Below are 24,524 nucleotides of genomic sequence, written 5' to 3'. Positions count from 1 at the left end.
TACCGCCAGCCGGCTGCGTCACAATTTCGGCATGGGCAAGCCCGAGGGCTATCGCAAGGCGATCCGCCTGGTCGAGTTGGCCGACCGCTTCGGCCTGCCGATCGTGACGCTGGTCGACACCTCGGGTGCTTTCCCCGGCATCCAGGCTGAAGAACGCGGTCAGGCGGAAGCCATTGCGCGTTCGACCGAAGCCTGTCTGGCTGCCGGCGTACCGGTCGTCTCGGCGATCGTCGGCGAGGGCGGATCGGGCGGCGCGGTGGCGCTGGCGGCGGGCAACCGGGTGCTGATGTTCGAGCACGCCGTCTATTCGGTGATTTCGCCCGAAGGTTGCGCCTCGATCCTGTGGCGCACCGCCGACAAGGCGGCCGACGCGGCTGAGGCGATGCGCGTCACCGCGCAGGACCTGAAGCAGTTCGGGGTGATCGATACCATCGTCACCGAGCCGGTCGGGGGCGCGCATCGCGATCCGGCGGGGGCGATCGCCAATCTGGGCGATGCGATCCACAAATCGCTGGGCGAGCTGTCGGGCCTCGGCCGGGACGAACTGAAGCGGGGGCGCTCCGCGAAGTTCCTGGCGATGGGGCGGCTTCAATAAGGAAAAGAGCGGGTAGCGAAGGATCGCTACCCGCTCTCTTGATTTTGCCCCTTAGCTCGCGGGCTTCGGATTAGCGATCGTGGTACCCAGGCTGCCGAACGCGGTGTTCAGGCTGCCGCCCAGCGAGTTCATGCCCGCGATGGCGGCCACGGCGATCAGCGCTGCGATCAGGCCATATTCGATGGCCGTCGCGCCCTTGTTGTTCTTCACCATCTTGCGAAGAGTATTCATTCCGGTCTCCGTTCGTATGCGGCTGTCGATCACCCGGCTGAGCCGGAACGCCGGATCAGCGGCGACGGTTTTACGGCCTCGGGAGTTTAGGAATCTTTAAAGCCCTGACGCGCGGGAACAAATTTCCCATTAACGCGTGTCAATGCGCGGCTGGCCGGCCAGGAAACGGGCGACGCCGTTCAGGCTGACGCCGATTTGCTGAAGGCCCGCAAAGATCGCCAGCATGATGGCGGCCACGACCAGCGCATATTCGACGGCGGTGGCGCCGCGACGGTCGGCCGCGATATGGCGCAACGTGGCGACAAGAGGCCAAAGCCGTTTCATCGAGGTTCGGCGTATCGCGGAAAGGTTAACGAAATGAGGGTCGAGGATGTCGGGGGCGAGCGCTCCCACCCGATCTTTCCGGTGGTCGCGGCCGCCCTGGTCGATCGTCAGGGCCGCGTCCTGTTGCAACAGCGTCCACAGGGTAAGGCGCTCGCCGGCTTGTGGGAGTTTCCCGGGGGCAAGATCGAACCGGGCGAGGCGCCGGAGGCGGCGCTGATCCGCGAATTGCATGAGGAACTGGCGATCACGGTGTCACCGTCCGCGCTGGAGCCGGCCGGGTTCGCCACCGAACCGCTCGCCGACCGGCATCTCCTGTTGCTGCTCTACGTCATCCGGTCCTGGTCGGGCGCGCCGGTCGCGCAGGAGGCCGACGCGCTGCTGTGGTGCCGACCCGAGGAGATGGCGGCATGGCCCATGCCGCCGGCCGATGGCCCGCTGGTTCGCCAGTTGCGCGCTTATCTGGGCGACAGCGCGATGACCGACGCGCCCGGCGATAGCGGAATGGTGTAGCCACCGCGCTCCGGCGTGCCACCGTCCGGCCGATAGGTTCGGCCGCCCGGCGGCGTCGTCTCCACGAACAGCCGCGCATTGGGCGTCTGCGGCTGGGCAGGGTCTAGGACCAGGCGGACCTCTCCCGTCGCCGGCGTATAGCGTGCCTCGGCGATCTTGCCCGCTTCCAGCGTCAGCCACAGCCCCGCAGGGGCGATGAACAGCCGGCTGCGCGCGCCATCCTTGGGCGCGATGCGGATCGTATCGCCCGTCGCAAGCAGATTGCCGCCATAGCCCAGCCAGCCGAGCGTGGGATCGTTCACCAGATAGGTCGCCGCCGTATAGGCATGACCGAAAAAGCCCATGCCATAGTCGCCGCTATACGGGTCCCATTCCATCTTGTCGGGCCAGCTGTGGAAGGCCGCCGAGGATGCGCCTTGCTGGTCGATATTGGTGATCCCGCCCAGCAGCCCGCCATAGGCGACACGCAACAGGTGCATGTCGGCGGGATTGCGGCGGAACGAGTCGAACAGCGGCACGGCGTTCAGCGTCGATCCGTAATGATGAATCTGGCGTTCCAGCCGGGGATATTTGCCGCCATAGAGGAAATCCCAATAACGGCGCGCATTGCCGTTATAGCCCCAGTGCGGGATCGAGGGGTCATAGCCCAGGATCACCTCGCGCGTGACGTCGGCCTGCGGGCCATAGCCGAAATAGCGCATCCAGGCGTACACCTCCGCCTGGCCGGTCGAGTCCCACGCCATTTCGCTGCCGAAGGGATAGCGCAGCGTCTTCCAGTGATCGGCGCGCGCCTTCATCAGCCCCTCGACGGTCGCCGCCCGCTGAGTCCAGCCTTCGCGCTTCAAGTCTGTCAGGATGTCGACGAAGACATCGCCCTCCATCAGGCCGAACTGCGCGTAATGCGGCGCGTCGCGCATCATCGCGACGATCGTCCGATAGGCATGGTCGAGATACCATTGCCAGTCATGGACGCGCGTCATACCGGGATGATTGCGCGCCACCCGGTACAGCGCCCAGTGCCCGGCGGCGACATGTGGATAATTATAGGCGCGGCCCAGATCGTCGGCCTGATCCTTCTTCCACGAGGTCCAAGTCTGCCAGTCCTTGGCGGGCTGATACAGGTTCGGGAAGGCGGCGGGGTCATAGTAGAACAGGCTCTTTTTGACCCCGCCGGCCTGCGGGCCATCGGCGACCTGAAGATGGCCGACGATGGTCTTGTCGACCATCTGTTCGATCCGCGCGATCTCGGCGGCGTCGGGGTTGTCGAGCTGTTTCATGATCGCCGCGACCCAGCTGCCCGCGCCGCCCTCGTCGCTCATCCCCGAAATCCACACGCGCGGATCGGCGGTGACGATATGGTTCGCCTCGCGGTCATAGGTCAGTATGCCGGGTGAGCGACCGAAGGGGTCGCCCTCGGCCTCGAACCATTGCTTCGTCGTCGAGAAGCGGCCCAGATCGGCCATGGTCTGTTCGAGCGGCTTGGTGACGAAATACTGGACCGTCTGCGCCGTCCCGTCGGCATAGCGCAACGTCAGGCGGGCGCGACCCCATTGATGACCGCGCACCGCCAGCCGCGCCCAGCCGGGCTTGCCCTCGCGCGTCTCGACGGTCAGCGCGCCGGCTGGATAGCTGTCGATGCCCGTAATCGCGGACGGCGCGCGAACGAACAACGTCGCATCGATGTCGGTCGGCACGACATAGCCGGGCACGCCGATCACCACCGGCCGGCGTTCGGCCATCAGCGTCGGCTCGATCGCCCGGATACTGGGCGAGGCGACGAAGCGCAGGCCGAGCGTCCGGCTCTCGCCGGGGGCCAGGCGGATGCTGGTCGGGTCGTTCCATGGCTTGCCCGCCTTGGCCCAGTCGGTCTGGGCATAGGCCGCGCTCGCCACGGTCCAGTCGTAAAAGCCTTCCGACGTCTGCGCCCGCGGGCTGGCCTCGACGATCACCGCCTTGCCGCCCGTCTCGCGCAGCGTGGGGATGGGGACATAGGCCTCCAGCGGCGTCGCCCGTTCGGGCAGGACGAGCAGGGCGGGGCCCGCGCCGTTCAACCGGGTGACCTGCACATAGCCGGCGTCGCGGCCGATATAGGGATCGGCGAAGCTGGCCTTGGCATGCGCCTGCTCGAGGTCGCGATCGGTGATGATGTTGTCGAACGTCATCGGCATGCCGAGCGCGCCGATCTCCACCGGCTGGGCGGACGTGTTGGTCAGGGTGAAGCGCAGGGCGGGGCCCTTGCCGTCCCTCACCCATTCGCGCACGATGCGCAGCGGCAGGCCCGCGCCCATCGACCCCGTGATGTCCGCCGCCGCGATGGTGCCGCCACGTGCCGGAAGAGCGCGAACGGGGACGCGCCGGCGCGACGAGGAAAAGTCCTGCCACGCACCCGTCCCGCTGCGCAGCCGCAGGTGGATGTCACCCAGATGGTTATAGCCATTGCCGGCGCGCTCGACCGAGCGGCCGATCGGCAGGAAGTCGAACGCCGGCGTCGAAACCGGCGACAGGCCGCGCGCCGTCTGGCTCGATGGATCGAGCTTGAGCACGAAGCCGCCGACGCGTACGGTCTTCAGTGGTGCCGCCGCCAAGGTCTTCGACGCCTTCTGCTGGGCGGCGGACGGGTTGCCGCCGGGGCCGGTCGCCGCGATCGCCAGCGTGGCGAGCGTCAGAGGCAGGTATCGGAACGGCGGACGAGGCATGGCGAATTCCCTGATGTCATGGGATATGGGATATCGGTACAAAGTGCGCTGGCGATTGACCCCCTCCCGTAAGCCCGATACGGTATACAGTATTTCGGGGAGATCAAGATGCGGCAGGCGAACAGGCGCGAATGGATGCGCGGCGCGGCGACGATTGCGATGGTGGGTGTGGTACCGGCAAGGGCGATGGCGGCGGCGGGATCGGTCCTGCCGAACAAGGCCGAGCCCCTGCCGCTGGCGGCGGTGCGGTTACGCCCGTCCATCTATGCGACGGCCGTCGAGGCCAACCGGCGCTATCTCTATCGGCTGAACGCCGATCGCCTGCTCCATAACTTCCGCCTCTACGCCGGCTTGCAGCCCAAGGCGCCGATCTATGGCGGGTGGGAAAGCGACACGATCGCGGGCCACACGCTGGGCCATTACATGTCCGCCCTTGTGCTCACCTGGCAGCAGACCGGCGATACCGAGATGCGCCGCCGGGCCGACTATATCGTCACCGAACTCGCCGAGGCGCAGGCCAAGCGCGGCACGGGCTATGTCGGCGCGCTGGGGCGCAAGCGGCCCGACGGCACGATCGTCGATGGCGAGGAAATCTTCCCCGAGATCATGGCCGGCAAGATCAAGTCGGGGGGCTTCGACCTCAATGGCAGCTGGTCTCCGCTCTATACCGTCCACAAGCTGTTCGCGGGTTTGCTCGACATCCATGCGGGTTGGGGCAACACCCAGGCGCTGGATGTGGCGGTCAAGCTGGGCGCGTATTTCGCCCGCGTGTTCGCGGCGCTCGACGATGCACGACTGCAAGAGGTGCTGGGCTGCGAATATGGCGGGCTGAACGAGAGCTTCGCCGAACTCTATCAGCGCACCGGGGACCGGCAATGGCTGGCGCTGGCCGAGCGCATCTATGACAACAAGGTCCTCGACCCGATCGTCGCCGGCAAGGATCAGCTCGCCAACCTGCATGCCAATACGCAGGTTCCCAAGCTGATCGGCCTGGCCCGCATCCACGAGATTACCGCCAAGCCCGCGCCGGCGGCTGGCGCGCGTTTCTTCTGGGATACGGTGACCGACCATCACAGCTATGTCATCGGCGGCAATGCCGACCGCGAATATTTCTCCGCCCCCGACACCATCGCCCGGCACATCACCGAGCAGACGTGCGAGCATTGCAACACGTACAACATGCTCAAGCTGACCCGGCACCTTTACGGCTGGCAGCCGGAAGGGTCGCTGTTCGACTATTATGAGCGTGCGCATCTCAATCATGTCATGGCGGCGCAGCATCCCGAAAATGGCGGCTTCACCTATATGACGCCGCTGATGACGGGGACGGCGCGCGACTATTCGACCGTCAAGGACGATGCCTTCTGGTGTTGCGTCGGGTCGGGCATGGAGAGCCACGCCAAGCATGGCGAGTCCATCTTCTGGCAGGGCGGCGAGGCGCTGCTGGTCAATCTCTACATCCCGGCCGAAGCGCGTTGGGAAAAACGCGGCGCGGTCGTGACGCTCGATACCGCCTATCCGATGGAAGGGACCGCGAAGCTGGCCTTTACGCATCTGGCGCGTGCCGGGCGCTTCCCGGTGGCGCTGCGCGTGCCCGGCTGGGCCAACGGACGGGCAGAGGTCGAGGTCAATGGAAAGCCGGTCACGCCGGTGTTCGAGCGGGGCTATGCCGTCGTCGATCGACGGTGGCAGACGGGCGACACGGTCTCCATCAGCCTGCCGCTCGATCTGCGGGTCGAACCGACACCGGGCGATGACAGCGTCGTTGCGGTCGTACGCGGCCCGATGGTGATGGCGGCCGATCTCGGCCCAAAGGAGACGCCGTGGGATTCGCCCGATCCCGCGATGGTCGGGGCCAATCCGCTCGCCGCCTTCCGTCCGACCGATCCGGCAGCGACGCGCTACGTCGCCAGTGGCGTCTTCCGTCCCGCCGACCTGACCTTCGTTCCCTTCTTCAGCCAATATGACCGGCGCAGCGCCGTCTATTTCAAGCGCTTCACCGAGACCGCCTGGAAAGCCGAGGAGGCGGCGTTCCTGGCGCAGCAGGCGCGTGAGCGCGAAATCGTCGCGCGCTCCGTCGACGTCATGCATCTGGGCGAGATGCAACCGGAGCGGGATCATAAGCTTACGTCCGAAATCTCATATCCCGTCTCCTATCGCGGGCGGCAGGGACGCGATGCGCGGTCGGGCGGCTATTTCGAATTCACCATGGCGGTGAAGCCCGGGCCACTGATTCTCCAGGCGACCTATTGGGGCGATGAGCGCAAGCGCGACTTCGACATCCTGGTCGACAATGTGAAGGTCGCTACCCAACGTCTCGACAGCGACAAGCCGGGGCAATTCTTCGACGTCGAATACCCGCTTCCCGAGGCTTTGACGGCGGGCAAGAAGGACGTTCGCATCCGGGTCGTGCCGCATGACCGCAGCAGCGCCGGCCCGATCTTCGGCATGCGGCTGTTCACCGCGAAAAGGGCTGCGACGGCGTGACCGATGTGCGGATGACGCTGGACGAACTGCGAAGTCTTGCCCGCGCCAAGCTGCTCGGCGCGGGGCTTGCGCCCGCGCATGCCGAGGCGGTGGCGGAGACGATGGTGGCGGGCGAGCGCGACGGCTGCGCCTCGCACGGCATCTATCGGCTGCTTGTCGCGGTCGCCAGCATCGACAAGGGCGTGGTGGTGCCCGATGCGGTGCCGGTCCTGTCGCATCCCGCCGGCGCGCTGGTGCGGGTGGAGGGCGGCGGCGGCTTCGCGCAACTCGCGTTCCAAACCGGCAAGCCCGCCCTCATCGAAAAGGCGCGGACCAATGGCATCGCCGCGCTGGCGCTGAACAATGTCGTGCATTTCGCGGCGCTGTGGCCGGAGGTCGAGGAACTGGCCGAGGCGGGTCTCGTCGCACTGGCCTTCACGCCCAGCCATGCCTGGGTCGCGCCGTCGGGCGGGGCCGAGCCGGTGTTCGGCACCAACCCCATCGCGTTCGGCTGGCCGCGCCCCGATGGGCCGCCGTTCGTGTTCGACTTCGCCACCAGCATGGTCGCGCGCGGCGAGATCGAACTGCATCGCCGCGCCGGCAAGACGGTGCCCGACGATTGGGGCGTCGATGCGGACGGGCGGCCGACGACCGATCCCGCCGCGATCCTGTCGGGCGCGATGCGGACCTTTGGCGGGCATAAGGGATCGGCGCTGGCGGCGATGGTCGAGTTGCTCGCCGGGCCGCTGATCGGTGACATGACCAGTCGCGAGTCGATCGACCGGGACGCCGGGCGCGGTGGTTCGCCACTGGGGGGTGAGTTGATTATCGCCATTGATCCCAAAGGGTTCCTGGGCAATCTTCTGCCGGAACATCAGGCACGGGCGGAGGCGATGTTCGATGCCATAACGGGGCAGGGGGCACGGTTGCCGTCCGCGCGCCGCTATGCCGCGCGGGCCAGGTCGCTGGCGGACGGGGTGGTGATCCCGGCCGATCTATACCGCGACGTCATGGCCCTGAAGGGCTGAACAAGGGGTTTGAGGATGACCAATCACATGACGCGGCTGTTGGCGGGTGTTTCGCTGCTGCTGGTACCCGCACTGGTCGGTGCGGCACCGCACCCTGCGCAGACGCGCGCTTCGTCGTCCAAACCCGCACGGGGCGCCGACGCGCGGTTCCGTGCCCTGTCCGAGGCGGAGTATAAGTGGCGGATCGACCAGAACGCCGCCGATGAGGACAGCGGCAGCGCCGGTTCGAAGCAATTGCCTGACGTCGGTCCGCAGGCCCAGGCGGCGCGGCTCGCCCGGTGGGAGGCGACGGCCAAGGCGCTCGACGGTATCGATCCCGCGACGCTCTCGCCCGATACCCGCATCGATTACATGGTCTATAAGGGCCAGATCGACGCGCTGCTCGCCGCGCAGCGCTACCGCGATTACGAAAAGCCGCTGACCGCCGATACCAGCTTCTGGGGCAATCTGGCCAGCTGGTCGCGGGGCAGCTTCACCCGCGAAAGCCAGTATCGCGACTATCTGGCGATGATGCGCGCCATGCCGCGCTATTACGACCAGCAGATCGGCAATATGCGCGCCGGCCTGGCGCGCGGCTTCACGCCGCCCGCGATCACGCTGAAGGGGCGCGATATCGGCGTGGCGCAGGTGGTCGATGCCGGGACCGGCGACGATCAGCCCTTCTATGCGCCGTTCCGCAACCTGCCCGCGACCATGCCGGCCGCCACCGTCGCTGCTCTGCGCGCCGAGGCGAAGGCGGCGATCCGCGACGATGTGCTGCCCGCACACCGCAAGCTGCTCACCTTTCTGCGCAACGATTACATCCCGCATGCGCAGGTCAGCACCGCCGCCTACGACCTGCCCGACGGCCAGGCCTATTACCGGTCGAAGATTCGCGAATATGTCACCGCCGACATGACCCCCGAACAGGTCCATGCGATCGGCCTGTCCGAGATGAAGCGCATCCGCACGCGCATGGACGGCGTGATGAAGGAGGTGAAGTTCAAGGGCGACTTCCCCGCCTTCCTGACCTTCCTGCGCACCGATCCGCAATTCTATGCCAAGACGCCGCAGGAACTGCTCGACCGCGCCGCCTGGTTCGCCAAGAGCTTCGACGGCATCGCCTCGGACTGGTTCGGGCGCCTGCCGCGCAGCCGGTTCGCGATCAAGCCGGTGCCCGAGGACCTCGCGCCCTTCTATACGGCGGGGCGCGGCGGCACGGGCATCTATCTGGTCAATACCTACGACCTGCCCTCGCGCTCGCTCTACGCGCTGCCCGCGCTGACGCTGCACGAAAGCGCGCCGGGCCATGCCTTCCAGATGCCTTTGGCGGCCGAGAACAAGGACCTGCCGGCCTTTCGCCGCGACAGTTACCTGTCGGCATATGGTGAAGGCTGGGCGCTGTATTGCGAGGCGCTGGGCGAGGATATGGGCTTCTACAAGACGCCCTATGACCGGTTCGGCATGTTGTCCTATCAGGCATGGCGCGCCGCGCGGCTGGTGGTCGATACCGGCATCCATGCGATGGGCTGGACGCGCGAACGGGCGCAGGCCTATCTCCACGACAACACCGCGCTGTCGGATCATGAAATCGAGACCGAGGTCGATCGCTACATCGCGTGGCCGGGCCAGGCGCTGTCCTATTATATGGGCCAGCTCGCCTTCCAGCGGGCGCGGGCCAAGGCGGAAAAGGCGCTGGGGCCGAAATTCAACATCCGCGCATGGCACGATGCGATGCTCCAGCTCGGCTACGTCCCGCTGCCGGTGATCGCGGCGCGGACCGATCGCTTCATCGCCGAGGGCGGCAAGGGGCCTTATCCCGATGAAGAAGGATCATGATTGACCGAGAGCGATAACATCGCTAAAAAGTATACAGTATCTAAAACAACGAAGGTGACAGATTGTGAGCATCGGCTGGCGTGGCGTCTTTCCCGCAGTGACGACCCAGGTGCGGGAGGATCTGTCGATCGATCTCGCCGATACGCAGCGGGTCGTGGACGATCTGGTCAAGGACGGCGTCACGGGCGTGATCGCGCTGGGCACGGTGGGTGAGAACAACTCGCTCGACTATGACGAGAAGGTCACCGTACTGACCGCGATCGTCGAGGCGGTGGCGGGCCGGGTTCCGGTCATCACCGGCTGCTCGGAATATGACACGCGCCGCGCGGTGCGCTACGCCCAGGCCGCCGAGAAGGCCGGCGCCGACGGCCTGATGCTGCTGCCGCCAATGGTCTATGTGCCCAAGGCGCATGAGCTGGTGAACCATTTCAAGGGCGTGGCGGACCAGACCGGCCTGCCGATCATGCTCTACAACAACCCGCCCGCCTATCGCACGGTCATCGACCAGACGGTGCTGGAAGCGCTGATTGACGTGAAGAACATCGTCGCGGTCAAGGAGTCGGCGCCCGACACGCGTCGCTTCACCGACTTCCGCAACGCGTTCGGCGACCGTTACGTCCTGTTCGCAGGGCTGGACGACGTCGCGCTCGAGGGGCTGTATCTGGGCGCGCAGGGCTGGGTCTCGGGCCTGACCAACGCCTTCCCGAAGGAGTCGGTCGAACTGGTCGCCGCGTTCGAGCGTGGCGATCATGCCAAGGCGATGGAAATCTATCGCTGGTTCATGCCGCTCCTCCATCTGGATGCCGAGCATGACCTGGTCCAGTCGATCAAGCTGGCCGAGCAGGTCATGGGCCGTGGATCGGAGCGCGTGCTGCCGCCGCGTTACGTTCTCGAAGGCGAGCGCCGCGCCGAGGTGATCGCGATGGTCGAAAAGGCCGCCGCGACCCGCCCGACGCTGGGCCAGGCCAAGGCCGCCTGATGGCGACGACGCTCTCGCCCGCCGCGATCCTGCTCGACGACGGGCGGAAACGGGGCGGGGGCGTCATCCTGGTGCAGACGCTGGCGGATCGCATCTTCGCGATCGTCCGCGAACGGATCGTGGCGGGCACGCTGCCCGGCGACCGCCCGATCCGCCAGGACGCGCTGGCCGCCGAATTGGGCGTCAGCAAGATACCGCTGCGCGAGGCGCTGGCGCGGCTGGAGCAGGAGGGATTGCTCCAAAGCGCGGCCAATCGCGGCTATATGGTCGGCGCGATGACGGCGGCGCAGGCGGAGGAGATCTATGAATTGCGCCTGCGATTGGAGCCGTTGGCGGCGGCGCAGGCGGCGCTGGTCGCCGACGATGACGATCGCGCCACGCTGATCGCAAGGTTCGAGGCGCTCGATCAGGCGGCGACCAGCGATCTGCCGCGCGTGGCGCTGTGCAATCGGCAGTTTCACATGGCGATGGTCCGGCCGATCGGTCGGCCACTGACCATCCAGATCATTCGACAATTGGCGGTGCTGGCCGAGCGCTATGTCGTGGCGCATCTGCAACCCGCAGGGCGTGATGCCCGCGCGCATCTGGAGCATCGCGACCAGCTCGATGCCTTTCTGGCGCGCGATGCCGATCGCCTTAAAGCATTGCTTGACGCGCATATCCGGTCCACGCTGTCGGACCTGAAAGGCGGGTTCGCACCCGTCTGTTGAAAAATCATAACCGTTAGGGCGGGGGATTATCCTTTCATGTTCGGACCATTCAAACCGCTGGGCAGCGCCGCCCAGCATGGCGAAGGGCAGACGCTGGCCAAGACGCTCAGTTGGCCGCACCTGATCGCGCTGGGGGTCGGTGCGATCGTCGGCACCGGCATCTACACGCTGACCGGCGTCGGTGCGGAACGTGCGGGGCCGGCGGTCATCCTGGCCTTCGCGATCGCCGGCGCGGTCTGCGCCTGCGCCGCGCTCGCCTATGCCGAGCTCGCCACCCTCATTCCCGCGGCGGGCAGCGCCTATACCTTCAGCTATACCGCACTGGGCGAGACGATAGCCTGGGTCGTCGGATGGAGCCTGATCCTCGAATATTCGCTGGCCTGCTCGACCGTCGCGGTCGGCTGGTCGGGTTATCTGGTCGGATGGATACAGGCGGCGGGCGTGCATCTGCCGGCCGCCCTGCTGTCCGGGCCACATGGCGGCGGCATCGTCAATTTGCCGGCGGTGCTCGTCGCACTGTCGGTGATGGGCATGCTGATCGCCGGCACGCGGGAGAGCGCGACGCTCAACATCATCCTGGTCATCGTCAAACTGGTCGCGCTGGCGGTCTTCGTCGCCTTTGCATTGCCCGCCTTCAACGGTGACAATCTGCACCCCTTCATGCCCTATGGCTTCGCCGCGCATGAGATTGACGGGGCCAAGCGCGGTGTGATGGCCGCCGCCGCGATCGTCTTCTTCGCCTTTTACGGCTTCGACGCCGTGGCGACCTCGGCGGAGGAGGCCAAGAATCCGGGCCGCGACCTGACCATCGGTATCGTCGGGTCGATGCTGGTGTGTACCCTGATCTACATGGCGGTCGCGGTCGCCGCGATCGGCGCGCTGCCCTTCCTGCAACTGGCGAACTCGCCCGAACCGCTGGCGCTCGTGCTGCGGTCGCTGGGCCAGCCGACCGCCGCGCATCTGATCGCCCTGGCGGCCGTGGTGGCCTTGCCCTCGGTCATCCTGGTGATGATGTACGGCCAGAGCCGCATCTTCTTCACCATGGCGCGAGACGGCCTGTTGCCGCAGTCGCTGGCCGTGGTCAGCAAGCGCAGCGGCGCGCCGACCCGCATCACGCTGGTCACCGGTATCTCGATCGCGATCGTCGCGGGCATCTTCCGCCTGGACGAGATCGCCGAACTGGCCAATGCCGGCACGCTGCTCGCCTTTATCGCGGTCGGCGCGTGCCTGATGGTGCTCCGCCGCAAGGCCCCGGACGTCAAGCGCTTGTTCCGCTGCCCGCTGCCCTATCTGGTCGGCACGCTGGCGATTCTGGGCTGTCTCTATCTGCTGTTCAGCCTGCCCAGCTCGACCATCGTGCGGTTCGTGATCTGGAACCTGGCGGGGCTGGCCTTCTACTTTATTTATGGCCGCCGGCGCAGCGCGTTGGGCCAGGGGTAAGGCCCGCCGCGGTCGCCCTTGCGCACCGGCGCGCGCGCACGCCGCCCCGGTGCCCGTCAACCCGACCTCGGGGGGTTTGCAAACGCCCCGAGGATTTCTATACTGAGCGTTATGGAAAAACTTTCGCCCGCGTGTAAAGGGCGTCCCCGCGAATTCTGCACCGATCAGGCCCTCGCCGCCGCGCTTCGTGTCTTCTGGAGCAAGGGCTATGAGGGCGCGTCGATGGCCGACCTGACCGACGCGATGGGGATCACCAAGCCCAGCCTCTATGCCGCGTTCGGGAACAAGGAATCCCTGTTCCACAAGGCGCTGGACATGTACGAGGCGGAGAAGCTGGCCTATATCCGCGAGGCGCTGGACAAGCCCACCGCGCGCGGCGTGGCCGAACATTTGCTGCGCGGGGCGGTCGACGCCCAGACGCATAAGGGCGAACCGCAGGGTTGCCTGGGCGTCATCCACTCCGTGGCCTGCGGTGAGGAAGCCGAATCGATCAAGGCGGCGGTACTCGAACGCCGCGCCTCCTCGCAGGCGGCGCTGCTGGCCCGTTTTCAGCGCGCCAAGGAAGACGGCGATCTGCGCGACGATGTCGAACCCGAAGGGTTGACCCAATATCTCTACGCGCTGTTCCAGGGCATGGCGGTCCAGGCCGGATCGGGCGCGACGCGCGAGGAACTGGAGCGGTTGGTCGATACCGGCCTTGCTCTTTGGCCGTCACGATAAGCGCCGGCGCGGCAATAAATACCAAGCGGTATAAAACAGCTTGACGACCTGTCGATCGGTTAATATACCGAGCGGTATTGAAGGCGGTCAGAGCCTTCGGATGGAAAAAATCGAGCGAGACATGAAGCCGGCGGCCCGACCGTCGACATGCGGGGCTTTGCGCCCGGCGTGAGGGATGTCGCGCGGCAGGAAAGGGGTTTTATCATGGCCTATGTCGCTTTTCAGGAAATCGGTGCCGCGATGAGCGCGGTGGGCGTGGCGACCGCGCAGCAGCCCGTGGCGGCGCATCGCCCGGAAACGCGCCTGTCCGCGCTGGAGTGGCAGGTCGTAGCGCTGGCGCGGCGGGATCGCTTGTCGAGCCTGCGCGAACCGAGCCGGCTGACCCGTGCGCTGGCGACCGTGTTCGGCGAAACCCGCAATCCGCGTCTGGCCGATCCCTCGCTGGAGGCGCTGCGCCGCATGGCGGTGTTGAGCTGGCATCATGGGTACAGCGTTCCCTCGATCGAGGTGCGTCAGTTTCTGGCGGCGGGCTATACGGCCGACCAGTATGAACTGATGGTCGACAGCATCAGCACGGCGCTGGCCGGATCGCGGCGTGCGGCGCGGCTGACCACGGCGGGCTGAACCCTCCCAAACCCCCGGCCATGGCGGGCGTGTTGTGGCAGACGGAGCGCTTCGTTGAAAGATTCTTGGCCGATACCGTAAAACAGGGCCTGCGCCAAAAGCCAAGAAAATGGCCCGGCGATTGCCGCCGGGCCAGGTGATCGCCATGAGAGCTTCCGTTGGCGATGGAGGAAAGGCGCTATCCGCTCACGACGACCATCAAGATGGCCTGTCATGCACGGTCATCCCCGGTACATGCACCGACGTCATGATCTTTCGCGTCCGGCCGAGGTCGGCAAGGCGAGCGAGAGGGCGTAACGTCGCAGCATGGAATCGATAATCCCTTCGTACCGCCAAAATGATGGCGGGCTCATCGCAATCATTACATACTGAAGTGATGGGATATAAGCCGTTTCCAGCTTGGGTTCGCGATAGCTGGGCTTTGCTGTCCGCCTTGTTCATCACCTTGGCGGCGCCGGCGGCGGCCATCGCGCAGGATATTGCGCCGCTCGATGCGCCCTCCGCGCTGGCGCTCGATGCCGCGACCTATGCCGACGCCGTCGGCCTTTCGCCATCGCAGGCGTTACGCGAATTGCAGGTGCAGGAGGCGTCGGTCCCCGTGACGGATGCGCTGACCGTGGAGTTCGGCGATCGTCTGGCGGGGCTGTCGGTCGGCCACGCGCCCTTTCATATCGATGTATTGCTGACCGGTGATGCACCGGTCGCCGACCGCAGCGTTCCCATCGCCGGCGTGTACGTGCTCATTCGCTTCCGCACCGGCGCCTATGCCAGCCATCGTCAGCTCGTCACGGCGGCGGCACTGTATCAGACGGACATCCGCGCCACGCTGACGCAGCCGCCGGGGATCGGCATCGATCCCCGGATCGGGGCGCTGGTCGTGATGGTCGGCAAGGCGGACGCGATGTCGGAGCCGGGCGACGCCTTGCGCGATCGCATCGCCCGGATGACGGGCGTGCCGGTGCGGATCGCCACCCTCGACGCGCCCGATGTCGATATGGCCGAGGTCCAGGGCGGCGGGCGGCTGATCGGTGTCGATCCCGGCGATGGGCGGCGTTACGCGTGCACCAGCGGCTTCGTCGTGCGGCGCGGCGCGGAAAGCGCGATCGTGACGGCGGCGCATTGCCCCGACAATCTGTCCTGGGCGGACGGCACCGGCTTGGCTTCGCCGCTGACCTTTCTGGGCCAATGGGGCTGGGGTTACCAGGATGTTCAGCTTCAGGGTAGCGCGGTGCCGCTCGCCCCGACATTCTTGAGTGATACCGCCAAGACCGTCCGTCGCCGCGTCAACGGCCAGCGGACCCGCGCCGCCACCCGCGCCGGCGACATCGTCTGCCATCGTGGCGAGCGGACCGGCTATAGCTGTGCCGAGGTCTGGCTGCCCGATTTCGCGCCGGCCGGCGACCTGTGCGGCGGTGGCTGCACCCCGACCTGGGTCGCGGTGCGCGGGCCGACCTGTCGCAGCGGCGACAGCGGCGGCCCGGTATTTCTGGGCGGCACGGCGTTCGGCATCGTGAAGGGCGGCAGCTACCGTGCGGACGGCGGCTGTGCGTTTTATTATTACATGTCGCTCGATTTTCTGCCCGGCGGATGGTCGCTGGCGACCGGCTGAGGGATCGCATCGCACCGCCGCCGCGTTGGCGCGACAACAGCGGACATCAGAAAGACGGTGGCATGAAAGCGATGATCCTCGACGCGCCCGGCGGACTCGATCGGCTGCGGCAGGTGGAACGGGACGATCCGGGCGCGCCGGGGCCCGGCATGATCCGGGTGCGGCTCCACGCGACATCGCTCAATTATCATGATTACGGCATCGTGTCGGGCAACATGCCGACCGAGGACGGACGCATTCCCATGGCCGACGGAGCGGGGGTGGTCGAGGCGGTCGGCGAGGGTGTGACCGAGTTCGCCGTCGGCGACAAGGTCGTGTCCTGCTTCTTCCCCGGCTGGTGGGACGGGCCGCCGCGTGTCGGCGACTTCGCGACCGTGCCGGGTGACGGGATCGACGGCTTCGCGCGTGAGGTGGTGGTGGCGCCTGCGACGGCCTTCACGCTGTCGCCCAAGGACTATGACCATGCGCAGGCGGCGACGATCACCACCGCCGGGCTGACGGCGTGGCGCAGCCTGGTCGTCGATGGCGGGCTGAAGGCGGGCGACCGGGTTCTGGTGCTGGGCACGGGTGGTGTCTCGATCTGGGCGTTGCAGATCGCCAAGCTGATGGGTGCGTCGGTCGCCGTGACATCGTCCTCCGACGAAAAGCTGGAACGCGCGCGCGAATTGGGTGCCGACTTCACGCTGAACTATCGGCGGCAGGAACAATGGGGCGGACAGGTTAGCGAATGGGCCGAGGGCGGCGTCGATCACGTGATCGAGGTCGGCGGCCCCGCCACGCTGGCCCAGTCGATCGAGGCGGTTCGCATCGGCGGCCATATCGGCTTGATCGGCGTGCTGACCGGCACGTCCGGGCAGGTGCCGACCGCCGCGCTGATGGCCAAACAGGCACGGCTACAGGGATTGATCGTCGGCAGCCGCCGGATGCAGCAGGACTTTGTGCGGGCGCTCGACACCGCTGATCTTCGCCCCGTCATCGACCGCACCTTCCCGCTGGAGGGACTGGCCGATGCCTTCCGCCATCAAGAGGGCGGCGACCATTTCGGCAAGATCGTCGCGACATGGTGAGCCATGTGGTGGCGAAGGATCCGGTCGATCCCAACTGGCCCCATGTCCTGATCGTCGGTGCGGGCTTTGGCGGGCTGGCGACCGCGCAACAGCTGGCCAATGCGCCAGTGCGGGTGACCGTCGTCGATCGCAACAATTATCACCTGTTCGTCCCCTTGCTCTATCAGGTGGCGACCGCCGCGCTGTCGCCGGCCGACGTAGCCGAGCCGATCCGTCATGTGCTGGGCCGCTATTCCAATATCCGGGTCGTGCTGGGCGAGGTGACGGGCGTGGATAGCGGGGCGCGTCAGGTGACGCTGTCGACCGGGGAGACGCTTTCCTACGACCGGCTGGTCATGGCGACGGGATCGACCAGCAGCTATTTCGGTCATGACGAGTGGCGCGCCTTCGCGCCCGCCTGCAAGTCGATCGAGGAAGCGCGCGTGATCCGTTCGCGCGTGCTGGGCGCGTTCGAGGAAGCGGAGCGCGAAGGTGCGACGGACCGCGAGGCGCTGATGACCTTCGTCGTCGTCGGCGGTGGGCCGACGGGCGTGGAGCTGGCCGGCTCGATCGCCGAACTGGCGCGCCATGCGCTCACCTCCGACTTCCGGCGGATCCGGCCCGAGGCGGCCCGGGTCATCCTGGTCGAGGGGGGATCGCGCATCCTGTCGGCCTTTCCCGACGATCTGGCGGATTATGCCAAACGCGCGCTCGGCAAGCTGGGCGTCAAGATCATGACCGACATGCCGGTCGAGTCGATCACCGCCGAGGGGCTGACCGCCGGCGGCCAGTTCATCCCCGCGCGCACCGTCCTGTGGGGCGCGGGCGTCGCGCCGACGGGCGCGGCCAAGCTGCTGGGTATCGAGCCCGGCGACGGGGGGCGGGTGCCCGTGCGCCCCGATCTGCGCGTCGAGGGGTTGGACAATGTCTATTCGCTCGGCGATGTCGCCGCTGCGAAGGGCGAGGATGGCCAGCCGTTGCCCGGCCTGGCACAGGTTGCGCAGCAGCAGGGCCAGTATCTCGGCAAGGCCCTGCGCGACGAGTTGATCCGGGGCCGAAAGGCCGGACCCTTTCGGTTTCACAATCGGGGCAATGCCGCGATCATCGGACGCCACGCGGCGGTCTTCGACTTCGGCCGGTTCCACATGAAGGGCTATCCGGCGTGGATGCTATGGGCGATCGTTCATGTCGTGCTGCTCGTCAATTTCGCGCAGCGTATCCGCGTCAGCCTGCAATGGTTCTGGCGATATGTGACCTATCGACGCGGCGCGCGGATCATCACGACGCCGATCCGACCCGCGCGCTGACGCCCCGTCAATCGGCCAGCTGGGCACGCAGGTCGATCAGCGTCGCGCCGATATGCTCGCCCAGCAGGGCCGCGACGCGGTCCTCGTCGCGCGCCAGCCAGGCGTCGAGCAGGGCATGATGCTCCTCATGCGCCCGGTCCTCGCGCCCGGCGGGTTTCAGATGCTGGATGACATAGCGTTCCGCCAGTACCTGAAGTCGCTCGATCAGCTGAAAGGTCAGCGCGGCGCCGAGCGGCCGGACCAGCGCCAGGTGGAAGGCCCGGTTCTGTAGCGCGACATCGTGCAGCGCCTCGTGTGCCGCGACGTCGAGCGAGGCCAGCGCATCACGTGCCGCCGCCTGATCCGCGGGCGTCGCCACGCGGCTGGCGCGCGCGGCGGCGCTGGGTTCGATCGACAGGCGCAGTTCGTAGATCTCCTCGGCCTCGCCTGCGCCCAGCGAGCGGACGAAGAAGCCGCGATTGGCCTGGCTGGTCAGCAGCCCTTCCTGCTCCAGCCGCGCCAGCGCCTCGCGCAAGGGAATCTTGCTGACCCCCAGTTCGTTGGCCAGCGCGTCCTGACGGATCGGCTGCTCCTCGGGCAGGTCGCCGCTGATGATGCGTTCGCGAATGATCGTGAAAATCTGCTCGGACAGGGTGCGAACGACAAGGCTCATGATATCTCTCGTGCCGACAGGCCGGGAGGAGCCTGTAATTCCATTGTAATCAATACTGATCGGTACGGTACCATAGCGTCAGAACGCACGATGCCAAGTGCATGTCGGATCAGGCGGTGGGCACACCGTCCCGTAATTCCGCGAGCCACGCCGCCGCCGTCCCGTCCGAGGGCGCGCGCCAGTCCCCGCGCGGCGACAGCGCGCCGCCGGGCGACACCTTCGGCCCGTTGGGCAGCGCGGACCGCTTGAACTGGCTGGTCTGGAAGAACCGGGTCAGGAACCGCTCCAGCCAGTGGCGGATGGTCGGCAGGTCATAGGCGACGCGCGCGTCCGCCGGCAGATCGTCGGGCCAATCACCCGCCCCGGCATTGCGCCATGCGTGCCAGGCGAGGAACGCGATCTTGGAGGGCTTGAGGCCATGGCGGATGACATAATGCGCGAAGAAGTCGTTGAGCGCGTATGGCCCGATCATCGACTCGGTCGATTGCAGCGCGCCGCTGGCGTCCGCCGGCACCAGCTCGGGCGAGATTTCCTGCGCCAGGATGGCGGCCAGGACCTCATGGGTCGCCGCGTCATATTGCACGGTGCGGATGCACCAGCGGATAAGGAACTGGATGAGCGTCTTGGGCACGCCGGCATTGACCGCATAATGGCTCATCTGATCGCCGACGCCATAGGTGCACCAGCCGAGCGCCAGCTCCGACAGGTCGCCGGTGCCCAGCACGATGCCGCCCCGCTGATTGGCCAGGCGGAACAGATAATCGGTGCGCAGACCCGCCTGCACATTCTCGAAGGTGACGTCATGCACCGGCTCGCCCGCCGCGAACGGATGCGCCATGTCCTCCAGCATCTGGTGCGCGGCTGGGCGGATGTCGATCTCCTCCGCGCTGACGCCCAGCGCGCGCATCAGGGCCCAGGCATGCGCCTTCGTCCCTTCGCCGGTGGCGAATCCCGGCATGGTGAAGGCCAGGATACGGTCGCGGCTCCACCCCAACCGGTCGGTCGCCTTTGCCGCGACGATCAGTGCATGGGTGGAATCGAGCCCCCCCGATACGCCGATCACGAGCGACGTGGCGCCCGACGCCTCCAGTCGCTTGGCCAGCGCCTCGACCTGGATGTTATAGGCTTCGTAGCAATCGGCATCGCGCCGTGCGGGATCATCGGGAACGAACGGAAAGCGGGCGACGGCGCGGCACAGGCCGCGATCGCTCGGCTCGACGCCGTGGACGAAGCCGATGCGGCGGAAACGGTGTTCGGGGTGGCCGGCAAGCGCGGCGGCATCGTTGAACGTGCCGGTGCGCAGCCGTTCCTGCACCACGCGCTCGACATCGACATCGGCAATGGTGAGCGCGGGCTTGCGCGCGAAGCGTTCGGACTCCGCCAGCTGCTGGCCCAGCTCATGGACCAGCCCCTGACCGTCCCAGGCGAGGTCGGTGGTGCTCTCGCCGATCCCGGCGGCGGAATAGACATAGGCGCAGGCGGTGCGGGCCGATTGGGCGGCGGCCAGCATGGCCCGGTCGCGTGCCTTGCCGATGACGATGTTCGACGCCGACAGGTTGCAGCAGATCGCCGCGCCCGCCAGTGCCCCCATGGTCGAGGGCGGGGTGGGGGCCCAATAATCCTCGCAAATCTCGGCATGGAAGACGAAGCCGGGCCGACCCTCGGCGGCGAAGATCAGGTCGGTGCCGAAAGGGACCGACTGGCCATCGAGATCGATCGTCAACCCCGTCAGCCCCGCGCCGCTCGCGAACCAGCGCTTTTCATAATATTCGCGGTAGTTGGGCAGAAAGGTCTTGGGCACCACGCCCAGGATGCGGCCCCGCGCGACCATCACCGCGCAATTATAGAGCCGCCCGTTGCGCGGCAGCGCGGCACCGATCAGCATCACCGGGGTCAGCGCCGCGCTGGCGTCCACCATCTCGCCCAGCGCGTCCAGCGTGGCGCGGTGCAGCGCGCTCTGCATATGGAGGTCGTCGATCGCATAGGAGGTCAGCGACAATTCGGGAAAGACGATCAGGTCGACACCCTGTTCGTCCGCATCGCGGGCCAGCTCCAGCATCGCCGCCGCATTGGCATGCGGATCGCCGACTGACGCGGCGGGCGTCGCAGCCGCCACGCGGATCAGGCCATGGGAATGAAAGGCGTAAAAGGGATGGTCCTGCATGGCACGGGGATAGCGGGGCCGGGCGGGGCGCGCCACCCCATGTGGTTTGCCAAGGATCAGGATGCGGCAGGACGCGGCCCTCCGCTTCGTCCATGTGGGGTGCGGCCAAGCGCCGAGGCGCACGTCAGCATCTCCCAATCCGAGACGAACGTCGATTTCCACGATAGAGGCACCGCGCTTCAACAAACGGATACCCCATGACCATCACCCTCTACGGCATCCCCAACTGCGACACGATGAAGAAGGCCCGGGTCTGGCTGGACCAGTACGGCATCGCCTATCGCTTCCACAACTATAAGACGGACGGCATCGATGAGGCGACCCTGCGCCGCTGGGTCGATCAGGTCGGTTGGGAGTTGCTGCTCAACCGTGCCGGAACGACCTTCCGCAAACTGGCCGATGCCGACCGGCAGGACATCGATGCCGACAAGGCGATCCGGTTGATGACGACGCATCCCTCGCTCATCAAGCGGCCGGTGCTCGACCGCGACGGCACGCTGACGGTCGGTTTCAAGCCCGAACGTTACGCTGAAATTGTCTGATCGACCAAGGGGGTGGAGCCGGACAGGCGGGGAGCGTAAGGGGCCCCCCATGTCCACCACCTACACCCTCGACACCGCGACGAGTCGCGCCAATCCCACGCCCGCACCGATGAAGCGGCTGACCGTCCCCGCCATCCGCCGTGCCAAGGGCGGGACGCCGCTCGTCATGCTGACCGCGTATACGGTGCGGTCGGCGCAGCTGCTCGATCCGCATTGCGACATGCTGCTGGTCGGCGACAGTCTTGGGCAGGTGATCTATGGCCTGCCCTCGACGGTGCCGGTGACGCTTCAGATGATGGCGGCGCACGGTGCGGCGGTCGTACGCGGCAGCTATCATGCGGTCGTGGTCATCGACCTGCCCTTCGGCAGTTATGAGGCAAGCCCCGAAAAGGCGTTCGAGAACGCCGCCTGGCTGCTCAAGGAAACCGGTGCGGCGGCGGTCAAGCTGGAGGGCGGTGTCGCGATGGCGCCGACCGTCCGCTTCCTGGTCGAGCGCGGCATCCCGGTCATGGGCCATGTCGGCCTGACCCCGCAGGCGGTCAATGTGCTGGGCGGGTACGGCGCGCGCGGCCGTACGCCCGAGGAGGCGGAAAAGATCATCACCGATGCGGTGGCGGTGGCCGAGGCGGGGGCCTTTTCGGTCGTGATCGAGGGCGTGGTAGAGCCGATCGCGATCGAGATCACCAAACGCATCACCTGTCCGACGATCGGCATCGGCGCCTCGGCCGAATGCGACGGCCAGGTGCTGGTGGGGGAGGACATGCTCGGCCTGTTCGAGCGGACCGCGCGTTTCGTCCGTCGCTACGAAACCATGGGCGACCGTATCGGCGAGGCGGCGCGCACCTATGCCGAGGATGTGCGCGCCCGGCGCTTTCCCGGGCCCGAACAGATCTATGCGCCGCGCGACGGCGGATGACGCAACGCTGCTTCCCACCGGGGCCGCTCCTCGCTAAAGGTCGCGGCTTCATTATCGCCTGATCCAAATAGCGGAGCCCGACTTGGCCCTTACGCCCCAATCCAGCCAAGCCTTCATGAGTGAGGTCGACGACGAATTGCGTCGCGAAAGGCTGACCAGCTTTTGGACCCGCTGGGGTCTGGTCGTCGGCGCAGTCATCCTGATCGGGCTCGCGGCGTTCGGCGGCTATCTCTATTGGCAGCATCGCCAGCATGAGCAGGCGGGTGCGGACGGCGAACAGCTTCAGGCCGCCTATGACGCGCTGGGCCAGAATGACGTGAAGACCGCGCAGGCCAAGCTGGCGCCGCTGGCCCAGTCCGACGTCGACGCCTATCGGGCACTCGCCAGCTTCACCCAGGCCGATATCCTGTTGCAGCGCGACGACCTGAAGGGCGCGGCCGCGCGGTTCGCGACGATCGCGAACGACGCCTCGCTGCCGCAGCCGTTCCGCGATCTGGCGCTGGTCCGCCAGACCATGGCAGAATATGACACGATGAAGCCCGAGGCGGTGGTCGCCCGCCTGCGCGGCATGGCGGTGCCGGGCAATGCCTGGTTCGGCAGCGCCGGCGAGATGGTCGCCGTCGCCTATCTGCGCCAGAACAAGCGCGCGGAGGCGGGGCGTCTGTTCGGGCAGATTGCCAGCGAAAAGGATGTGCCCGATACGTTGCGGCAACGTGCGGTTCAGATGGCCGGCGTATTGGGGGTCGATGCGGTCGGCCAGAGCGAGGACACCAAGACCCAATGACGAAGCAATTCCGCACCTCGGCAGCACTCGCCGCGCTGATGGCGCTGGGCGCCTGTGGCGTGTTCAAGGGCGCGCCCAAGAAGACCCCGACGATCGGCAATCGCGTGCCGATCCTGGTTTCGGAGAACGGGGTGGAGGCGGACAAGACGATCGCCGATGTGCAGGTCCTGCTGCCTGCGCCCGAGACGAACCCCGAATGGGCGCAGCCGGGCGGGAACGCCGCCAAGTCGATGGGCCAGCTTGCGCTGGGCGAACAGCCCCGGCGTCTGTGGGAAGCGACCATCGACGGTGGCTCGGTCCGTGATCCGCTGGGCGCCGCGCCGGTCATGGCCGAGGGCAAGCTGTTCGTCGTCGATGCGGTCGGCAACCTCGTCGCGCTCAATGCCGATACGGGGGCCAGGCTCTGGTCGGCGGCGATCACCGAGGGCGACCAGAACCGTCTGGCCCGTTTCGGCGGCGGGGCCAGCTATGACACCGGCACCGTCTTCGCCACCGACGGCTTGGGCGACGTGATCGCGGCCAGTGCCGCCGACGGCAAGGTGCTGTGGCGCGCCAAGCCCAGCGGTCCGCTGCGCGGGTCGCCGACCATCGCCAATGGCAATGTCTATGTCCTGACCCAGGACAACCAGCTTTATGCGCTGAACCAGACCGATGGTAAGATCATCTGGGCGGGGCAGGGCACGCTGGAGACGCAAGGGGTGTTCGGCGTCGCGGCGCCGGCCGCCAGCCAGGGTACGGTGGTCGCCGGTTTCTCCAGCGGCGAGCTGAACGCCTATCGGTATGAGAATGGCCGCATGCTGTGGCAGGACGCGCTGTCGCGGACCAGCATTTCGACCTCCGTGTCGACGCTGTCCGACATCGACGCCGCACCGGTCATCGACCAGGGCCGTGTCTATGCACTGGGTCAGGGCGGTCGCATGATCGCGCTGGAGCTGTCGACCGGCCAGCGTCTGTGGGAACAGAATTTCGCCGGTATCTCCACGCCGTGGATCGCTGGCGAGTGGATTTTCCTCGTCACCGACGATGCGCGGCTGGTCGCGCTGGCCCGGTCGAGCGGCAAGGCCCGCTGGATCGCGCAGCTGCCGCGCTTCCGCAACGAGAAGAAGAAGACCGGCGCCATCATCTGGTTCGGCCCCGTGTTGGCGGGCAATCGCCTGATCCTGACGAATTCGGAGGGGCAGATCGTCTATGCCAATCCGGGCGATGGCGCGGTGCAGGCGACGGTCGACACCAAGACGCCGTTCGCGCTGCCGCCGATCGTCGCCAACGACACGCTCTACGTGCTCGATCAGAAGGGGCGGATTTCCGCCTATAAGTGACGCCGCGTTCGCCCCGTGGGATATTTGTTCCACGGGGCGGTGCA

The 24,524-nt window shown here is 66.8% G+C and carries 22 protein-coding genes; 17 read left to right on the top strand and 5 right to left on the bottom strand.

What is annotated here, in order from left to right:
- A partial coding sequence (locus ACQKJZ_RS03100; protein WP_427729944.1) for a carboxyl transferase domain-containing protein occupies positions 1-595 on the top strand: 595 nt, incomplete at its 5' end.
- A 51-nt stretch (positions 596-646) separates the two neighbouring features.
- Here ACQKJZ_RS03100 and ACQKJZ_RS03095 read toward each other — a convergent pair.
- Both ACQKJZ_RS03095 and ACQKJZ_RS03090 read right to left on the bottom strand, forming a co-directional pair.
- On the bottom strand, positions 647-826 hold the full coding sequence (locus ACQKJZ_RS03095) for a Flp family type IVb pilin (protein WP_427729943.1): 180 nt from the start codon (positions 824-826) through the stop codon (positions 647-649).
- Positions 827-955: 129 nt separating this feature from the next.
- Complete coding sequence (locus ACQKJZ_RS03090; RefSeq protein WP_427729942.1) at positions 956-1,150, bottom strand: Flp family type IVb pilin; 195 nt, start codon at positions 1,148-1,150, stop codon at positions 956-958.
- A gap of 33 nt (positions 1,151-1,183) precedes the next feature.
- Between ACQKJZ_RS03090 and ACQKJZ_RS03085 the strand changes: the two genes are divergently transcribed.
- Positions 1,184-1,660, top strand: coding sequence for a (deoxy)nucleoside triphosphate pyrophosphohydrolase (locus ACQKJZ_RS03085; RefSeq protein ID WP_312489119.1), 477 nt, complete (start codon positions 1,184-1,186; stop codon positions 1,658-1,660).
- On the opposite strand, the gene ACQKJZ_RS03080 is transcribed toward ACQKJZ_RS03085, so the two are convergent.
- Positions 1,606-4,356 (bottom strand): DUF5695 domain-containing protein, encoded by a 2,751-nt coding sequence (locus ACQKJZ_RS03080; protein WP_427729941.1) that lies wholly within the window; start codon positions 4,354-4,356, stop codon positions 1,606-1,608. The genes ACQKJZ_RS03085 and ACQKJZ_RS03080 overlap by 55 nt on opposite strands.
- 108 nt (positions 4,357-4,464) lie before the next feature.
- Between ACQKJZ_RS03080 and ACQKJZ_RS03075 the strand changes: the two genes are divergently transcribed.
- The 11 genes from ACQKJZ_RS03075 (at position 4,465) to ACQKJZ_RS03025 (ending at position 18,103) form a co-directional block, all read left to right on the top strand.
- Positions 4,465-6,843, top strand: coding sequence for a beta-L-arabinofuranosidase domain-containing protein (locus ACQKJZ_RS03075; RefSeq protein WP_427729940.1), 2,379 nt, complete (start codon positions 4,465-4,467; stop codon positions 6,841-6,843).
- Between the two features lie 11 nt (positions 6,844-6,854).
- Positions 6,855-7,850, top strand: a complete 996-nt coding sequence (locus ACQKJZ_RS03070) for an Ldh family oxidoreductase (protein ID WP_427729947.1) — start codon at positions 6,855-6,857, stop codon at positions 7,848-7,850.
- Between the two features lie 15 nt (positions 7,851-7,865).
- Complete coding sequence (locus tag ACQKJZ_RS03065) at positions 7,866-9,668, top strand: DUF885 domain-containing protein (protein ID WP_427729939.1); 1,803 nt, start codon at positions 7,866-7,868, stop codon at positions 9,666-9,668.
- A 64-nt stretch (positions 9,669-9,732) separates the two neighbouring features.
- Positions 9,733-10,647, top strand: coding sequence for a dihydrodipicolinate synthase family protein (locus tag ACQKJZ_RS03060; protein WP_427729938.1), 915 nt, complete (start codon positions 9,733-9,735; stop codon positions 10,645-10,647).
- Positions 10,647-11,357: a GntR family transcriptional regulator gene (locus ACQKJZ_RS03055; protein WP_312489111.1), complete on the top strand. Its 711-nt coding sequence runs from the start codon at positions 10,647-10,649 to the stop codon at positions 11,355-11,357. Before ACQKJZ_RS03060 ends, ACQKJZ_RS03055 begins: the two co-directional genes overlap by 1 nt.
- Positions 11,358-11,393: 36 nt before the next feature.
- On the top strand, positions 11,394-12,797 hold the full coding sequence (locus tag ACQKJZ_RS03050) for an amino acid permease (RefSeq protein WP_427729937.1): 1,404 nt from the start codon (positions 11,394-11,396) through the stop codon (positions 12,795-12,797).
- Between the two features lie 111 nt (positions 12,798-12,908).
- Positions 12,909-13,517, top strand: a complete 609-nt coding sequence (locus tag ACQKJZ_RS03045) for a TetR/AcrR family transcriptional regulator (protein WP_312489108.1) — start codon at positions 12,909-12,911, stop codon at positions 13,515-13,517.
- A 204-nt stretch (positions 13,518-13,721) separates the two neighbouring features.
- Positions 13,722-14,141, top strand: coding sequence for a hypothetical protein (locus tag ACQKJZ_RS03040; protein WP_312489107.1), 420 nt, complete (start codon positions 13,722-13,724; stop codon positions 14,139-14,141).
- 421 nt (positions 14,142-14,562) lie between these two features.
- On the top strand, positions 14,563-15,750 hold the full coding sequence (locus ACQKJZ_RS03035) for a hypothetical protein (RefSeq protein ID WP_427729936.1): 1,188 nt from the start codon (positions 14,563-14,565) through the stop codon (positions 15,748-15,750).
- Between the two features lie 62 nt (positions 15,751-15,812).
- Positions 15,813-16,817 carry a zinc-dependent alcohol dehydrogenase family protein gene (locus ACQKJZ_RS03030; RefSeq protein ID WP_427729935.1) on the top strand — a complete coding sequence of 335 codons (1,005 nt, stop codon included), beginning with the start codon at positions 15,813-15,815 and terminating at the stop codon, positions 16,815-16,817.
- Positions 16,811-18,103, top strand: a complete 1,293-nt coding sequence (locus tag ACQKJZ_RS03025; protein ID WP_427729934.1) for an NAD(P)/FAD-dependent oxidoreductase — start codon at positions 16,811-16,813, stop codon at positions 18,101-18,103. Before ACQKJZ_RS03030 ends, ACQKJZ_RS03025 begins: the two co-directional genes overlap by 7 nt.
- A gap of 7 nt (positions 18,104-18,110) precedes the next feature.
- Here ACQKJZ_RS03025 and ACQKJZ_RS03020 read toward each other — a convergent pair whose 3' ends face one another.
- Both ACQKJZ_RS03020 and ACQKJZ_RS03015 read right to left on the bottom strand, forming a co-directional pair.
- Positions 18,111-18,755, bottom strand: a complete 645-nt coding sequence (locus ACQKJZ_RS03020) for a GntR family transcriptional regulator (RefSeq protein ID WP_427729933.1) — start codon at positions 18,753-18,755, stop codon at positions 18,111-18,113.
- Positions 18,756-18,864: 109 nt separating this feature from the next.
- Complete coding sequence (locus ACQKJZ_RS03015) at positions 18,865-20,919, bottom strand: NAD(+) synthase (protein ID WP_427729946.1); 2,055 nt, start codon at positions 20,917-20,919, stop codon at positions 18,865-18,867.
- 197 nt (positions 20,920-21,116) lie between these two features.
- Between ACQKJZ_RS03015 and ACQKJZ_RS03010 the strand changes: the two genes are divergently transcribed.
- From ACQKJZ_RS03010 to ACQKJZ_RS02995, 4 genes are all read left to right on the top strand, one after another.
- Positions 21,117-21,461, top strand: coding sequence for an ArsC family reductase (locus ACQKJZ_RS03010; protein WP_427729932.1), 345 nt, complete (start codon positions 21,117-21,119; stop codon positions 21,459-21,461).
- Positions 21,462-21,510: 49 nt separating this feature from the next.
- Entirely contained in the window at positions 21,511-22,377 is an 867-nt protein-coding gene (panB, locus tag ACQKJZ_RS03005) for a 3-methyl-2-oxobutanoate hydroxymethyltransferase (RefSeq protein ID WP_427729931.1), read from the top strand.
- 115 nt (positions 22,378-22,492) lie between these two features.
- Entirely contained in the window at positions 22,493-23,161 is a 669-nt protein-coding gene (locus tag ACQKJZ_RS03000) for a tetratricopeptide repeat protein (RefSeq protein ID WP_427729930.1), read from the top strand.
- A complete protein-coding gene (locus ACQKJZ_RS02995) occupies positions 23,158-24,480 on the top strand; it encodes a PQQ-binding-like beta-propeller repeat protein (RefSeq protein ID WP_427729929.1) in 1,323 nt (440 codons plus the stop codon). Before ACQKJZ_RS03000 ends, ACQKJZ_RS02995 begins: the two co-directional genes overlap by 4 nt.
- The last annotated feature ends 44 nt before the right edge of the window (positions 24,481-24,524 follow it).

Source organism: Sphingomonas sp. NPDC019816 (assembly GCF_050274375.1).
In the GTDB taxonomy this organism is placed as follows: Bacteria; Pseudomonadota; Alphaproteobacteria; order Sphingomonadales; family Sphingomonadaceae; genus Sphingomonas.
The sequence above is the reverse complement of the archived record's forward strand: the minus strand, read 5'-3'. Positions and strand labels throughout refer to the sequence as shown.

Coding starts and splice junctions, on each gene's coding strand:
- ACQKJZ_RS03065 (WP_427729939.1), top strand. CDS start 7,866: ATGACCAATCACATGACGCGGCTGTTGGCGGGTGTTTCGCTGCTGCTG.
- ACQKJZ_RS03015 (WP_427729946.1), bottom strand. CDS start 20,919: ATGCAGGACCATCCCTTTTACGCCTTTCATTCCCATGGCCTGATCCGC.
- ACQKJZ_RS03085 (WP_312489119.1), top strand. CDS start 1,184: ATGAGGGTCGAGGATGTCGGGGGCGAGCGCTCCCACCCGATCTTTCCG.
- ACQKJZ_RS03010 (WP_427729932.1), top strand. CDS start 21,117: ATGACCATCACCCTCTACGGCATCCCCAACTGCGACACGATGAAGAAG.
- ACQKJZ_RS03055 (WP_312489111.1), top strand. CDS start 10,647: ATGGCGACGACGCTCTCGCCCGCCGCGATCCTGCTCGACGACGGGCGG.
- ACQKJZ_RS03095 (WP_427729943.1), bottom strand. CDS start 826: ATGAATACTCTTCGCAAGATGGTGAAGAACAACAAGGGCGCGACGGCC.
- ACQKJZ_RS03070 (WP_427729947.1), top strand. CDS start 6,855: ATGACGCTGGACGAACTGCGAAGTCTTGCCCGCGCCAAGCTGCTCGGC.
- ACQKJZ_RS03075 (WP_427729940.1), top strand. CDS start 4,465: ATGCGGCAGGCGAACAGGCGCGAATGGATGCGCGGCGCGGCGACGATT.
- ACQKJZ_RS03025 (WP_427729934.1), top strand. CDS start 16,811: ATGGTGAGCCATGTGGTGGCGAAGGATCCGGTCGATCCCAACTGGCCC.
- ACQKJZ_RS03080 (WP_427729941.1), bottom strand. CDS start 4,356: ATGCCTCGTCCGCCGTTCCGATACCTGCCTCTGACGCTCGCCACGCTG.
- ACQKJZ_RS03090 (WP_427729942.1), bottom strand. CDS start 1,150: ATGAAACGGCTTTGGCCTCTTGTCGCCACGTTGCGCCATATCGCGGCC.
- ACQKJZ_RS03040 (WP_312489107.1), top strand. CDS start 13,722: ATGGCCTATGTCGCTTTTCAGGAAATCGGTGCCGCGATGAGCGCGGTG.
- ACQKJZ_RS03045 (WP_312489108.1), top strand. CDS start 12,909: ATGGAAAAACTTTCGCCCGCGTGTAAAGGGCGTCCCCGCGAATTCTGC.
- ACQKJZ_RS03020 (WP_427729933.1), bottom strand. CDS start 18,755: ATGAGCCTTGTCGTTCGCACCCTGTCCGAGCAGATTTTCACGATCATT.
- ACQKJZ_RS03050 (WP_427729937.1), top strand. CDS start 11,394: ATGTTCGGACCATTCAAACCGCTGGGCAGCGCCGCCCAGCATGGCGAA.
- panB (WP_427729931.1), top strand. CDS start 21,511: ATGTCCACCACCTACACCCTCGACACCGCGACGAGTCGCGCCAATCCC.
- ACQKJZ_RS03000 (WP_427729930.1), top strand. CDS start 22,493: ATGAGTGAGGTCGACGACGAATTGCGTCGCGAAAGGCTGACCAGCTTT.
- ACQKJZ_RS03030 (WP_427729935.1), top strand. CDS start 15,813: ATGAAAGCGATGATCCTCGACGCGCCCGGCGGACTCGATCGGCTGCGG.
- ACQKJZ_RS02995 (WP_427729929.1), top strand. CDS start 23,158: ATGACGAAGCAATTCCGCACCTCGGCAGCACTCGCCGCGCTGATGGCG.